Below are 13387 nucleotides of genomic sequence, written 5' to 3' on the forward strand. Positions count from 1 at the left end.
TTAAAAGAGTCTTTAAATTAATAAATATTATTATTTTTGAAATTATTTTTTTCAATTTTATAATATATATTATTAGGTGTTTTTTGAAAAAAATTTTTTGATTATTATTTTAATATGATTAAAGTAATACTATTTTTTTTAATTTTTTTAATTTTTCTTCCTTTTTTATTTGATTTTAATTTAATATTTTTTTTATTTAATCTTTATTTTATAGTTTAATATCTTTTTAAATTTTCATTTATCTTTATTTTTATTTTTTATCTTTTATTTTTCTTATTTTGATAATTATCTTATTTTAAGTTCTTTTTTAAAAATTTATTACTTTATTTATATTTTTTAATACATTTGAGCTTTTTTATTACTTATAAGTTTTACTAATTGTAAAAAAAGGTAATGTTTATATTATATCTTAATCAAATTAAAATTTGTATACCATATTGCTTGCTATTGCAAAAACTTGCTTTAGGCTGACTTAGCATTAACTACAAACTTATCCAGTTTTTTGCTAAGAGGTATATTAGTAACTCTATTTATTTAGGAGGGAAAAAATGGCGAAGTATGATGATAAAGTCGACTTATACGACGATAGAGGTTCATTAGTAGACTCTAATGTACCAATTGAAGCTCTAAGTCCTATACGCAACCCAGCTATACAAAGTATTGTATCTGATGTTAAAAGAACAGTTGCTGTAAACTTAGAGGGTATTGAAAATTCATTAAGAAATGCTACCGTAGGTGGTAAAGCTTGTAAAATTTTAGGAAGAGAATTAGATCTTGATATTACAAGTAATGCTGAAGCTATAGCATCTTCTTTAAAAGACATGATTAAAGTAACTGATGATGATGATACTAAAGTAGAACTTATTTCTGGTGGAAAAAGGATTTTAGTTCAACTTCCAACTAAAAGAATAAACGCTTCTGCAGAATATTCTGTATCAACTTTAGTAACTGCTACTGCTTTAACTCAAGCAATCGTTGACCAATTTGATGTCAGTATGTATGATGCAAACATGGTTAAAGCTGCTATCTTAGGTTCTTACCCACAAACTGTAGATTATGCTGGATCTAACATTTCTTCTATGTTAGGTGTACCTCAAAAATTAGAAGGTCCAGGTTATTCTTTCAGGAACATTCCTGTAAACCACATTGTTGCTGCTACTTTAAAAAACAGTGTTCAAGCTGCTGCTTTAGCTAGTATCTTAGAACAAACAGCAATGTTTGAAATGGGTGATGCTGTAGGTGCATTCGAAAGATTACACTTATTAGGTTTAGCTTACCAAGGAATGAATGCAGATAACTTAGTCTTAAGTATGGTTAAAGATAACGCTACTGATGGTACTGTTGGTTCTATTATTGCAGATACTGTTGATCATGCTGTTGAAGATAATGTTATTTCTGTTGAAAAAGATTTAAACGGATTCAATGTATATCAAACTGATGACTTAGCTAAATGGAATGCATATACTGCTGCTGGTTCTGTAGCTGCAGTTATGGTAAACGTCGGTGCTGCTCGTGCTGCTCAAGGTATTCCATCTACATTATTATACTTCAACGATTCTATCGAATTTGCTACTGGTTTACCTGGTCTTGACTTCGGTAGAGGTGAAGGTGTAGCTGTAGGATTCAGTTTCTTCAGTCACTCTATTTATGGTGGTGGAGGACCTGGTTTATTCAACGGTAACCACATTGTAACTAGACATAGTAAAGGTTTCACAATTCCTTGTGCTGCTGCAGGTATGTCTTTAGATGCAGGAACTCAACTCTTCTCTCCAGAAGCTACTTCTGGTTTAATTAAAGAAGTATACAGTAAAATTGACGAATTCAGAGAACCTCTTAAATATGTCGCAGAAGCTGCTTCCGACATAAAAGGAGATATCTAATTTCGTAAAAATAAAACATCTAATTGAAGGGGTAGATAATTATGGATATTGAAATTTTTCCTTATAGATTTCTTAGTGCAGACACTACTGAAAAAATGTTAAATAGCATTGAAAGTTTAGATGATGTAAAAAGGACAGTAATTCATGGTCCAAGACTTCCCCCAGATGATCCTGACCTCCTTCCACAATATAAAGAAAGAAGAAACATTACTGTTTGTGGTAAACCAATAGAACTTAAAGTTCGTACTGGTCGTATATTAGTTGAGCTTTCAACTGAATCTGCTCTTGATGAAATTGAAAAAATTTGTGATGAAAATCTTAAATTTGGATATGATATTAATACATCAAGAAATGAATATATTAGAAGACATAAAACAGTTAGTGATGCTATTAAGTATGGAACTGGTGAAAATGATCTTCCAGACGAGTTAATTGGTTTAGCAGATAATAATAAACAGTTTGCTGAAAGTGTTGATTTCATTGATTATGATAGAGTGGAATAGATAATATGATTGGACGTTCTACACATGTTGTTGATTGCCGAGAAACTATGGGTCTTGGTGAAGGTGGAGGTATTGCTCAGAGAGGAACTTTTGCTAAATGTGGAAGTGACGTTATTGCTGTAGCAATGTCTCCTGGTCGTAGACATATTACAAAACCTGTATGTGAAATTACTTTTGCTTTACGTGAAGCAAATTTACTTACTAGTACTATGATTTTAAATGCTGGTGCTGGTGTACCTGGTGATGCACCAGGAGTAGGTGCTTCTAGTTTAATGGGTTTAACTCCTAAGGAGATTGAACAATTAAATCAGTATAAGCTTGTTGTAGTTCATTTAGGTGGAGTAAGAAATCACATTATTTACAAAGCTAGATTAATATTAAGAAATATTGATAAACCTTGTGTGATTATTTGTGAATATCCTGTTGATTTTGAGGATTTTGCAAAAATTGGTGTTAAAACAGCACAAGTTATGCCTGATGAGGTCAAAACAAAAGGAACAATCGTTAATATTATTAGCGGTGTAATTAGAGGACAAACAGTCTCTCAAGAACAATTAGATGAAATTATTAGAAAAGTTAAATTAGCATTAGGAGATGCATGATTATGGCACAATATTATCCAGGAACTTCAAAAGTTTCTCAAAACAGAAGACATTTTTCTGATCCAAATGAAAAATTAGAAAAATTACGAGAAATTTCTGATGAAGATGTAGTAAAAATATTAGGTCACAGAGCTCCAGGTGAAGAATATAAATCAGTTCACCCACCTTTAGATGAAATGGATGAGCCTGATGACATTGTAAGAGAATTAGTAACACCTATTGATGGTGCAAAAGCAGGAGACAGAGTAAGATATATCCAATTCGCTGATTCAATGTACTTCGCTCCAGCTCAACCTTATGTAAGAGCAAGAGCTTACTTAAACAGATACAGAGGAGTAGATACTGGTACCTTATCTGGAAGACAAGTTATTGAAGCAAGGGAAAGAGATCTTGAAAAACTCTCCAAAGAATTATTAGAAACAGAATACTTCGATCCAGCAAGGACTGGAATTAGAGGTAAATCTGTACACGGTCACTCTTTAAGGTTAGATGAAGACGGTATCATGTTCGATATGTTAAGAAGACAACTTATGAACAAAGAAACCGGTCATGTCGAAATGGTTAAAAACCAAATTGGTATTCCATTAGATGAACCTGTTGATTTAGGTGAACCATTAGACGAAGAAAAATTAAAAGAAATCACTACTATTTATAGAGTAGATGGTGATGCTTATAAAGACGATAAAGATGCTGTAGAAGTATTACACAGAATACACATCACAAGATCCAAAGGAGGATACAACCCTGAATAGGGGAGGTTATGTTATGGCTGATAAAAAGTTTATTGATGCATTAAATAAAAAATTCAAAGAATCTCCTGAAGATAAAACCACTACTTTCTATAATTTAGGTGGTTGGAGACAATCTGAAAGGAAAACTGAATTTTATGAAGCAGGTAAAGAAATAGCTGAAAAAAGAGGTATTCCTCAATTCAACCCTGATGTTGGAAGTCCATTAGGACAAAGGACTTTAATGCCTTACCAACTTTCTGGTACTGACACCTTCGTAGAAGGAGACGATTTACACTTTATTAACAACGCTGCTATCCAACAAATGTGGGATGACATTAGAAGAACTGTAATTGTAGGATTAAACACTGCACACAACGTTCTTGAAAGAAGATTAGGTATGGAAGTAACTCCTGAAACCATTACTCGTTACTTAGAAACCTTAAACCACGCTATGCCTGGTGGAGCTGTTGTACAGGAACATATGGTAGAAATTAACCCATACTTAGCAGCTGATTCTTACGTAAAAGTTTTCACTGGTGATGATGAATTAGCAGATGAAATCGATAAATGTTACGTTTTAGATATTAATAAAGAGTTCCCAGAAGAACAAGCTGAAGCTTTAAAAGCTGAAGTTGGAGATAAAATCTGGCAAGCTGTAAGAATTCCTTCTGTTGTAGGAAGAGTTTGTGATGGAGGTGTAACCTCTAGATGGTCTGCTATGCAAATTGGTATGTCTATGATTTCTGCATACAACCAATGTGCTGGTGAAGGTGCAACTGGAGATTTCGCATACGCATCTAAACACGCAGAAGTTATTCAAATGGGTACTCCATTACCACAAAGAAGAGCAAGAGCTGCTAACGAACCTGGAGGAATTCCTTTCGGTTACATGGCAGATATTGTACAATCTTCCAGAGTTAACTCTGATGATCCTGTAAAAATATCTTTAGATGTTGTTGCTGCTGGTGCAGCTTTATACGATCAAGTATGGTTAGGTTCATACATGTCTGGTGGTGTAGGATTTACTCAATATGCTACTGCAGCATATACTGATAATGTTCTTGATGACTTTGCTTACTATGGTAAAGATTATGTAGAAGATAAATATGGTTTAACCAAAGCACCTAACAACATGGACACTGTTCTTGATGTTGGTTCTGAAGTTACCTTCTACGGATTAGAACAATATGAAAAATTCCCTGCATTACTTGAAACTCAATTCGGTGGATCCCAAAGGGCTGCTGTTGTTGCAGCTGCTGCAGGTATTTCAACTGCATTTGCTACTGGAAATGCTCAAACTGGTTTAAGTGCATGGTACTTATCTCAATACTTACACAAAGAACAACATTCCAGATTAGGTTTCTATGGTTACGATTTACAAGATCAATGTGGTGCTGCTAACACATTCTCCTTCAGAAATGATGAAGGTTTACCTCTTGAAATGAGAGGACCTAACTATCCTAACTATGCAATGAACGTAGGTCACCAAGGTGAATATGCTGGTATTGCACAAGCTCCTCACGCAGCTCGTGGAGATGCTTTCACATACAACCCATTAATTAAAATCGCATTTGCAGATAAAAACTTAGTATTTGACTTCTCTGCTCCTCGTAATGAAATTGCTAAAGGTGCATTAAGAGAATTCGAACCTGCTGGTGAAAGATCTTTAATTATTCCAGCTAAATAGGTGTATTAACACCTATTTTTTTATTTTTTTGTTAGATTAAAAATCATTTAAGTTTTTAGTCTGAATTTTTAAGTATAACTAAAAAATAATTAGGAAAGTTTTTATATAAAGTTTTAAAAATTATTATACATTAGTCTAAACTGATGTTTTAAGAGTATAGTTTATTCTTAGAAAATTAGTATTGATTAAATATTATTCAAAGTTGTTTGATTTGACAATTAAAATATAAAATCGGTTTATTCATGTTTATTAAATTATCAATTTAATAAAAACTAAGGAGGAAAAGAAATATGGACCCTATAACATTAGGTGTTGTCGCATTGATGGGTGCTGCTGCAACTATCGGTGGTGCTGCAGAAGATTTAGAGTCTGATGTAGGATCTGAAAGTAACCCTAACTCACAAGTTCAGTTAGCTCCTCAAATGGGACATTTACACAGAATTATAAATAAGGCAGTTTCTGGTGAACCTGTAGCATACGGTGTATGGTGTGGTGTTGCTGGTGCTGTTGCTTTCGTATTTATGTCATATTTAAATGTTTTACCTATTGTCGCAATTGCTATAGGTTCTGTAGTTGCTGCATTTGTTCATACTATTTATACAATTACTTCTCACGTAGGACGTATTGTAGGTCAATCTCAATTTGAACAACCTTTATTTATGGATGCTCTAAATGAATGTTTAGGCCCTATTGCAGCTCATGGATTTATTGCTACTTTTTGTATTGTAGGTATGTCTTATTTAATGATAGTTCCAATTCAAGGAACACCTTTACACACATTCCCATTACCTATTTTAGCTGTACTTTGGGGTATTACTGTAGGTGCAATTGGTTCTTCTACTGGAGATGTTTACTATGGAGCTGAAAGTGAATATCAAAAATTCCCTTACGGATCAGGTACTCCTGTAGCTATTCAAGGAGATATTGTTACTAAAGAATCTGTTGGTGCTAAAAACTCCATTGATGTAGTAAACTTCTGTTCAAAATATGGTGGACCAGTTACTGGTTTCTGTTTTGGTTTAGTTGTATTTATTAGTTTCTGGATTACTGTTGTTTTCGGAACTATTGGCGGACAAGTTGTCGGTATTATTATTGTTCTTATTTTAATTTACTTAAACTACAAAATTGAAGTATTTGCAAGAAATAAATTCGGCCCATATGAAGAAGAATAAGGAGGTTTCATCATGGATTTAATTTTCTTAATTATATTAATTATTATTGCTGGAATCTGTATGGGTGCAGGTGTACACTTCATTCCTGTAGGTGGAGCTCCTGCTGCTATGGCTACTGCTACTGGTGTAGGTACTGGTACTGCAATGTTAGCTGCTGGTGCTGGTATGACCGGTCTTATTACTGCTGCTTCAATGGAAGGAGCTAGTTTAGTCATGATTATTATTGCAGGTGGAATTGGTGCAATGTTAATGATGGGTATTACCATGTTATTTGCAAACTACATTTATGTATATGGTGTAGGTGTTGTTCCTGTATCTGCAAAAACTCAAAAAGATCCTATTACTGGTTTTGATCAAGAAGCTTATAAAACTCCAGGTACTGAAGGTCACGGAGTTCCTACTGTTGCATATGTAAGTGGTATTATTGGATCACTTTTAGGTGGTGTAGGTGGAGGAATTGCATTTTATGCTATCCAAACCATCGCTTCAACCTCAAAAGTATTTGGTTCTAACACTTCTATTTGTATTGCATTAGCTGCAATTTGTGCAACTGGTTTATTCTTTATTAACTCTGTACTTGCTTCCTATAATATTGGAGGTACTATTGAAGGTATGATGGACCCTAAATTCAAAAGAATTGGTAGAGGTGCTGTCTGTAGTTTAATAGCTTCATTAGTAATTGCAATCGTTATTATATTACTTTGTGGAGGTATCTAAAATGGCTGATGAAGAACAAGCTGTAAGTTCAAAAAAATTATTATGCTTAGGTGTCATTGGTGGGTTAATACTCACTTGGTTAGGTACTGTTAATCCTACTATTGGACCTTTATTTGCATGTTTAGGTGGAGTATGTGCTATAGTTTGGGGATCAGATGCAGTTCGTAGAGTAGCTCAATATGGTCTCGGTACTGGTGTACCATCTATTGGATACATGTCTCTTGGTGCTGGTGTTATTGCTGCTTTAACTGGTTTAGCTCTTGTACCTATGGCAGGTAATATTATCTACTTAGGACCTGTTTTCGCATTAATTATCGGTTTAATTTTAGGTTGTATTATTGCTTTAATTGCAACTAAAATTATTGGTATGAAAATTCCTATTATGGTAGGTTGTACTACTGAACTTGTTGGTGCTGCTGCTTTATCTCTTGTTGCATTCTCTGTTGCTATTGCTGGTGGAAGTTTAGACTTATTAGTAATTTTAAAATCTGTTGTTGCAACTGGTTTTATTGCTTTACTTTTCATCTTAAACACAATGGCTATTCAACATCCATTTAACGCATGTTTAGGACCTAATGAAGATCAAGTAAGAACTTTAAAATGTGCTGTTTCATGTGCATTCTTATCTATGATTATTGTAGGTATTTGTACTATTCCTGCAGGTCACTTAGCATGGTTACTTGTTATTATTGTCGGATTAATCGGATGGTTAATTTCATTTAGAAGCTTTATGAAAGCATCTTATGAAGCTGCTGCATCTGTAAAATGGTCTGGATTATGGCCAAAAGTAGAATTATAGGAGGCACTAATTATGGCAGAAATGTTACCTTTTGTAAATGTTGTTCCTGAAATGAGTCTTAGTTTAGACCCTATGACAGGTATTATTGGTGCTGGAAGTGGAAGTTTAGTTATCTTAAATATGGATGACATCAACAATGCTATTAATCAATTAGAAGCTGATGCTGATGAATTAGTTAGTTCATTAGATCCATATAGTGCTCCTTTAGGTGCTTATCCTAACAGAGAAGGAAACTATATTACCGCTGGTACTATAACTAACGTAGTTTATGGATTCTTAATTGCAGTATTTATTATTATTGCAATGATTCCTGTATTAATCAAATTGGGGGTTTTATAGATGGCTGATAAAAAATCACCTGCAGATGGATGGCCTATTGTCACTGGAGATTACATTGCAGGGGACCCTGAAAGTCCTGTTGCTGTAGCAACTTTAGCTTCTCACATTGAGGATATTCCTGCTGCTGCTGGAGCAGCTATTGCAGGACCATGTAAAACAGAAAACCTCGGTATTGAAAAAGTAGTTGCTAATATCATCTCTAACCCAAATATCAGGTTCTTAATATTATGTGGTGCAGAAGTACAAGGTCATATTACTGGTCAAGCATTTAAAGCTTTACATGCAAATGGTTGTGACCCTGAGAAAAAGAAAATTAATGGTGCTACTGGGGCAATTCCTTTTGTAGAAAACATTCCTATGGAAGGTGTTGAAAGATTCCAAAACCAATTAGAAATCGTTGATTTAATTGATACTGAAGATGGTGGAGCAATCACTTCTAAAGTAAAAGAATGTATTGAAAAAGATCCTGGTGCTTTTGAAGAAGAAGCTTTAGTCGTTGAAGTTTCTGACGACGATGAAGAAGAAGATAGTGGTGAAGAAATTAAAGCAGTTTCTCCTGAAACAGCTTTAATTGAAGCTAGAATGAGAAACATTGAATCTGAAATCAATATGATTGGTGCAATTCAAAAGAATTTATCTGGTAATTATGCTGGTAAAGTACAAGGTATTATGATTGGTCTTGTATTTACTATAGTAATATTATCATTATTCATATTCTTCTAATTGGAGGTAGTTTAATATGGTAAAAATTTCAACTAATCCAAATGTACGTGGTATTAACAACGTATCTGAAAATATTGATTATAAATCCAAACTTATTGGAAGGCAAGGAAGAGCTTATTCAGCATTATCTGTTAGTAGAGTTAAAGGTATAGGAATTGGTATTGCTTTCGCATTTATCTTATTAGTACTTCTTCCTTATATTGCTAAATTATGTGGATTATAGAGGTGTTTATGAATGTCTGAAGAAGAAACAACACCAAGTGTAATGGTCGATCCAGAAGAATATAATAAAGCAATGGAAAAATTAGATGATGTTGAAGAAAAAGTTGAATTTGCTTTAGGTGAATATTCTCAACGTTTAGGCCAACAAACAGGTAGAGATATTGGTATATTATACGGAATGATAATAGGTCTTTTAGTAATGATAGTATTTATTAAATACAATCTTGCAGCTGTAATGACCTCAATATTATCAGGATTAATTTAAGATTGGAGGTTAATTAAATGTTTAGGTTTGATAAAGAACAAACTGTTGTAGATGTTGCAGGTGTAAAATGTGGAGGACAACCTGGTGAATATCCAACAGTTCTCTGTGGAACTATCTTTTATGGTGGACACAAAATTATTAGTGATGAAAAAGCAGGTATATTTGATCATGATGCTGCTGAAGGATTAATTAAAGAAATGGAAGAAATGTCTGATGTTACAGGAAACCCTTGTGTTATCCAAACTTTTGGAGCAACTCCAGAAGCTATGGTAAATTACTTAGAATTTGTAGCTGATGTTTCTGATAAACCATTTTTAATAGATTCAACTGGTGCAGACGCTAAAATGGCTGGTGTAGATTACTGTCAAGAACAAGGTATTTGTGATAGGGCTATTTACAACTCTTTAAACATGTCTTGTGAAGCTGACGAAATTGCAAAAGTTAAAGAATCTGATATTGAAGCTTCTATTATTTTAGGTTTTAACCCTATGCAAGCTGGTGTAGAAGGTAAAATCGACATCTGGGATAATGGTGGATCTGTAGTAGATGAAGGTATTATTCCTATGGCTGAAGATTGTGGAATTACTAAATTCTTCATGGATGTAGCTGTCACTCCTTTAGGACAAGGTGGAGGACCTGCATTAAGAACTACCTTTGCAGAAAAATCTAAATGGGGTTACCCTGTAGGTTCTGGTATTCACAACGTACCTTCTGCTTGGGATTGGTTAAAAACATGGAAAAAAGAACATAAAGATGCATGGCCTGTATGTGATATAGGTTCTGATTTAATGCAAGTAGCTGCTGGTGGAGACTTCTGTTTATACGGTCCTATTGAAAACTCTTCAAAAGTTTTCCCTGCTGTTGCTATGGCTGATTGTTTCATGGCTGAAGCTGCTAAAGATATTGGAACTGAACCTGTAGAAGGTCACCCATTCAATAAATTAGTATAGGTATATTTAAGTTAGGTGATTTTCTCATCTAACTTCTTTATCTTATCGTTTTTTGTTTTTTCTAGTTTTTTTTAAATATGTGTTTTTTGTTTTTTTTGTTTTTTTATATGTCTTATTTTCTGTTTTTCTTGATTTTTATTTACTGTTTTTAAATAGTTTATTTGTTTATTTCTCATTTTTAATTACTTATTTTTTAAAATCTTGATTAAATATGTTAATTTTCTAAATATCTTATTTTTTCTAATTTTATTTTTTCTGTTTTTTGTTTAGAAGATATTTTTTAAACCCATTTATTTTTGACTGGATTAAATCTTAAGTTTAAAAGATTTCAAGAAGACTTATTTTTTTATTCTAAATTCATTTAAAAAAATTTATATTATTATAATTTTAAATATAATCTTAATTGTTTTTCAATTAATTTAATTAAAATAATGTGGGGTAAAATTATGTCATTTTTGGATAATCTTTTTCATAAAGGGCCTAAACCAATAATTGCACATAGCCAACCAAAAGATTTAGATATGTTAAAAGCTAGTACAAATAGACCTCAAGATCCTGGATTTAAAACTCATCAAGATGTTTATTATGTAACTGCTTCTGTTGAACTTGGTAATACTACTACAAAATGTATTTTAACTGCAACTAATTTAAATAATAGTCATTGTTATTTATTAAATAAAACAGTTAAAATGACTAGGGATATTAGACCACCTAAACCAAGTGAAGAAGTTTTTGGTAAAACTGTTTGGGGTATTGAATTATCAAAAGAAGCTGTTGCTGAAATGATTAAAGATACTGTTTTAGAATCCCTTAAAAAAGCTAATGTTGATAAAGATGAAGATCTTGATTTTGTAGTAAGATCTACTGGAGTAACTGCAGGTTTTGCTACTGCTGAAGAAGCAGGTAAATTAGTTATTGCTCTTGCTGATGGATGTTTAGATGCAGGTATTCCTCCTAGAAAAATGTCTCCTGCAATGAGTCCTCAGCAATTACCTGAAAGACTTAGAAAATATACTTTACTTGATCATGTAACATTTGATGGTGCTGTTGTAAGTGTAGTTCCTCCAAAAGGTAAGCAAGCTACTGCAAATGAAATGGAAGGAGAATTAGTTACTGCAGGTATTAAATTAGGAGCTAAATGGACTGATGTTGATTTTAGAAATCCTTGTGTATCTCTTGATTTTGGTTCAACATTAGCAGGTCGTGTTGTAAATGATAATAGACCTTATGCTAATACTGTAGGTAACTTTTTAGGTCTTGCAGGTGTTGTTTCAGATTCTCTTGCTCGTGGTACTGATAAAGTTGATAAAAATAATGGTGCAGCATTAGATTTATATGATCCTAAATTAGATAAAAAAGGAGATAAGAAAAAAGCAAAAGAAAATGCTAAAAAAGTCCATAAATATATTGATATCCGTAAAGTACCTTTAGGTATTACTAGATTTGGGACTGTACCTATTGATCCAGAAGCTGCAGAATCTGCAGGTACTACTTTAATTGGTTGTGATGTTGGTGAAAATGGAGATAAACTTCCTGTTTTAATGGATATTGGTAAAGAAATTTATGAAAATGATGGTTTACCAACACTTTTATCTACTATGGATTATGTCTCTGCAAATATTGTTTATCGTGCACTTGATGTAGCTTTTGATGAAAATATTATTACTGAAGGTTCAGTTTTAGGTATTACTGGTAGAGCAGGTATTACTGGACGTAAACCTCAACTTATATTAGAATATTCTCAGGATAAATTCAAAGACACTGTATTTGTTGAAGATGGTTTAGCATTAGGTTCTGCAATTATGGCTCGTTGTATGAATTCCATGGGTACTCAAAATAATCCTATTGGTGGTCACCAAGGCGGTAAATGTATTCTTGGTAAAAGAATGAAACTTCAGAATAAAAATAGGTAATTTTTACCTTTTTTATTATTTTTTTAACTTTTTGAAATTCTTTTTATAAACTTTTTTAAATTTAATTTTAGTATTAAATTATTATAATAACTAAAATTGATAATTTTTAATTATTGTATTATTTTTCAGTGATTTTATGATTATTGCTCTTATTATGGCTGGTGGTTTAGGTACTAGATTGAATTCTAATATTGAGAAACCTCTTTTTAAATTTAATAATAAATGTTTAATTGATTATGTTATAGAAAATATTTCTTTTTCTAATTTAATTGATAAAATTGTTGTTGCAGTAAGTCATAATACTCCTAATACTAAAAATTACTTATTAAATCATGATTTTTCTTATTTTGGTAATTCTCTAGATGACTTTAATAAATTTTATTTAGATACTCCTGGTGAAGGTTATCTTGATGATTTATCTTATATTTTATCTGTTTTTGAGAAAATATCTAAGGATAATATTATATTAGTTATAAATGCAGATCTTCCTTTTATTACTTCTGATATTATTGATTATGTATTAAGTAAATATTTTGACTCTAATAAACCTAGTTTATCAGTTCAAATCCCTGTTGAACTTTATAAAAAATATAATGTATCTTATTCTTATGAATTTAATGGTCTTGTTCCATCAGGTCTTAATATTTTAAAAAGTGAAAATTCTATTCAAGAGCAAACTAATTTAATCATGGATAATATAAAGTTAGCATTTAACTTAAATTCTATTGATGATGTAGATATAGCATATAAAATTAAGGATTCTTTGATATAGTTTTATTTATCTTTAAGTTTTATTCCATAATTTAATATTTTATTTTAATTTTATTATTTTATTTTCTTATTACTTTTTTTAAATTAATTTTATTCTTTATTGTATTATTGTT

Annotated in this window: 15 protein-coding genes; all 15 read left to right on the forward strand. The window is 32.1% G+C overall.

Annotated elements, in window-relative coordinates:
* Positions 1-548 precede the first annotated feature (548 nt).
* The 15 genes from mcrB to T523_RS07100 all read left to right on the forward strand — a co-directional run bounded on the left by mcrB (position 549) and on the right by T523_RS07100 (position 13275).
* The gene (gene mcrB, locus T523_RS07030; RefSeq protein ID WP_042708236.1) at positions 549-1880 is read left to right on the forward strand and encodes a coenzyme-B sulfoethylthiotransferase subunit beta; all 1332 of its coding nucleotides are present in this window, start codon (positions 549-551) and stop codon (positions 1878-1880) included.
* Positions 1881-1921: 41 nt separating this feature from the next.
* Positions 1922-2383, forward strand: a complete 462-nt coding sequence (gene mcrD, locus T523_RS07035; protein ID WP_042708237.1) for a methyl-coenzyme M reductase operon protein D — start codon at positions 1922-1924, stop codon at positions 2381-2383.
* A gap of 5 nt (positions 2384-2388) precedes the next feature.
* Positions 2389-2985, forward strand: a complete 597-nt coding sequence (gene mcrC, locus T523_RS07040; protein WP_042708238.1) for a methyl-coenzyme M reductase I operon protein C — start codon at positions 2389-2391, stop codon at positions 2983-2985.
* Positions 2986-2987: 2 nt separating this feature from the next.
* Positions 2988-3737, forward strand: a complete 750-nt coding sequence (gene mcrG, locus T523_RS07045) for a coenzyme-B sulfoethylthiotransferase subunit gamma (RefSeq protein ID WP_042708332.1) — start codon at positions 2988-2990, stop codon at positions 3735-3737.
* Between the two features lie 13 nt (positions 3738-3750).
* On the forward strand, positions 3751-5403 hold the full coding sequence (gene mcrA / locus T523_RS07050; RefSeq protein ID WP_042708239.1) for a coenzyme-B sulfoethylthiotransferase subunit alpha: 1653 nt from the start codon (positions 3751-3753) through the stop codon (positions 5401-5403).
* A 290-nt stretch (positions 5404-5693) separates the two neighbouring features.
* Positions 5694-6575 carry a tetrahydromethanopterin S-methyltransferase subunit E gene (mtrE, locus tag T523_RS07055; protein WP_042708240.1) on the forward strand — a complete coding sequence of 294 codons (882 nt, stop codon included), beginning with the start codon at positions 5694-5696 and terminating at the stop codon, positions 6573-6575.
* A gap of 12 nt (positions 6576-6587) precedes the next feature.
* The gene (gene mtrD, locus T523_RS07060) at positions 6588-7292 is read left to right on the forward strand and encodes a tetrahydromethanopterin S-methyltransferase subunit D (protein ID WP_042708241.1); all 705 of its coding nucleotides are present in this window, start codon (positions 6588-6590) and stop codon (positions 7290-7292) included.
* Position 7293: 1 nt separating this feature from the next.
* Positions 7294-8091, forward strand: a complete 798-nt coding sequence (mtrC, locus tag T523_RS07065) for a tetrahydromethanopterin S-methyltransferase subunit MtrC (RefSeq protein WP_042708242.1) — start codon at positions 7294-7296, stop codon at positions 8089-8091.
* Positions 8092-8103: 12 nt separating this feature from the next.
* Entirely contained in the window at positions 8104-8430 is a 327-nt protein-coding gene (mtrB, locus tag T523_RS07070) for a tetrahydromethanopterin S-methyltransferase subunit MtrB (protein ID WP_042708243.1), read from the forward strand.
* Positions 8431-9153 carry a tetrahydromethanopterin S-methyltransferase subunit A gene (mtrA, locus tag T523_RS07075; RefSeq protein WP_042708244.1) on the forward strand — a complete coding sequence of 241 codons (723 nt, stop codon included), beginning with the start codon at positions 8431-8433 and terminating at the stop codon, positions 9151-9153.
* Positions 9154-9169: 16 nt separating this feature from the next.
* Entirely contained in the window at positions 9170-9376 is a 207-nt protein-coding gene (locus tag T523_RS07080) for a tetrahydromethanopterin S-methyltransferase subunit F (protein WP_042708245.1), read from the forward strand.
* Positions 9377-9388: 12 nt separating this feature from the next.
* Positions 9389-9640, forward strand: a complete 252-nt coding sequence (gene mtrG, locus T523_RS07085; protein ID WP_042708246.1) for a tetrahydromethanopterin S-methyltransferase subunit MtrG — start codon at positions 9389-9391, stop codon at positions 9638-9640.
* Positions 9641-9657: 17 nt separating this feature from the next.
* Positions 9658-10590: a tetrahydromethanopterin S-methyltransferase subunit H gene (gene mtrH / locus T523_RS07090; RefSeq protein WP_042708247.1), complete on the forward strand. Its 933-nt coding sequence runs from the start codon at positions 9658-9660 to the stop codon at positions 10588-10590.
* Positions 10591-11036: 446 nt separating this feature from the next.
* Positions 11037-12503 (forward strand): methanogenesis marker 14 protein, encoded by a 1467-nt coding sequence (locus T523_RS07095; RefSeq protein WP_042708248.1) that lies wholly within the window; start codon positions 11037-11039, stop codon positions 12501-12503.
* 136 nt (positions 12504-12639) lie between these two features.
* Complete coding sequence (locus tag T523_RS07100) at positions 12640-13275, forward strand: NTP transferase domain-containing protein (RefSeq protein WP_042708250.1); 636 nt, start codon at positions 12640-12642, stop codon at positions 13273-13275.
* Positions 13276-13387: the final 112 nt, after the last annotated feature.

The sequence above is a fragment of the Methanobrevibacter wolinii SH genome (assembly GCF_000621965.1).
Classification (GTDB): Archaea; Methanobacteriota; Methanobacteria; order Methanobacteriales; family Methanobacteriaceae; genus Methanarmilla; species Methanarmilla wolinii.

Bases quoted from the DNA above. Each gene is read 5' to 3' on its own strand.
- mcrB (WP_042708236.1), top strand. From the start codon at position 549: ATGGCGAAGTATGATGATAAAGTCGACTTATACGACGATAGAGGTTCA.
- mcrD (WP_042708237.1), top strand. From the start codon at position 1,922: ATGGATATTGAAATTTTTCCTTATAGATTTCTTAGTGCAGACACTACT.
- mcrC (WP_042708238.1), top strand. From the start codon at position 2,389: ATGATTGGACGTTCTACACATGTTGTTGATTGCCGAGAAACTATGGGT.
- mcrG (WP_042708332.1), top strand. From the start codon at position 2,988: ATGGCACAATATTATCCAGGAACTTCAAAAGTTTCTCAAAACAGAAGA.
- mcrA (WP_042708239.1), top strand. From the start codon at position 3,751: ATGGCTGATAAAAAGTTTATTGATGCATTAAATAAAAAATTCAAAGAA.
- mtrE (WP_042708240.1), top strand. From the start codon at position 5,694: ATGGACCCTATAACATTAGGTGTTGTCGCATTGATGGGTGCTGCTGCA.
- mtrD (WP_042708241.1), top strand. From the start codon at position 6,588: ATGGATTTAATTTTCTTAATTATATTAATTATTATTGCTGGAATCTGT.
- mtrC (WP_042708242.1), top strand. From the start codon at position 7,294: ATGGCTGATGAAGAACAAGCTGTAAGTTCAAAAAAATTATTATGCTTA.
- mtrB (WP_042708243.1), top strand. From the start codon at position 8,104: ATGGCAGAAATGTTACCTTTTGTAAATGTTGTTCCTGAAATGAGTCTT.
- mtrA (WP_042708244.1), top strand. From the start codon at position 8,431: ATGGCTGATAAAAAATCACCTGCAGATGGATGGCCTATTGTCACTGGA.
- T523_RS07080 (WP_042708245.1), top strand. From the start codon at position 9,170: ATGGTAAAAATTTCAACTAATCCAAATGTACGTGGTATTAACAACGTA.
- mtrG (WP_042708246.1), top strand. From the start codon at position 9,389: ATGTCTGAAGAAGAAACAACACCAAGTGTAATGGTCGATCCAGAAGAA.
- mtrH (WP_042708247.1), top strand. From the start codon at position 9,658: ATGTTTAGGTTTGATAAAGAACAAACTGTTGTAGATGTTGCAGGTGTA.
- T523_RS07095 (WP_042708248.1), top strand. From the start codon at position 11,037: ATGTCATTTTTGGATAATCTTTTTCATAAAGGGCCTAAACCAATAATT.
- T523_RS07100 (WP_042708250.1), top strand. From the start codon at position 12,640: ATGATTATTGCTCTTATTATGGCTGGTGGTTTAGGTACTAGATTGAAT.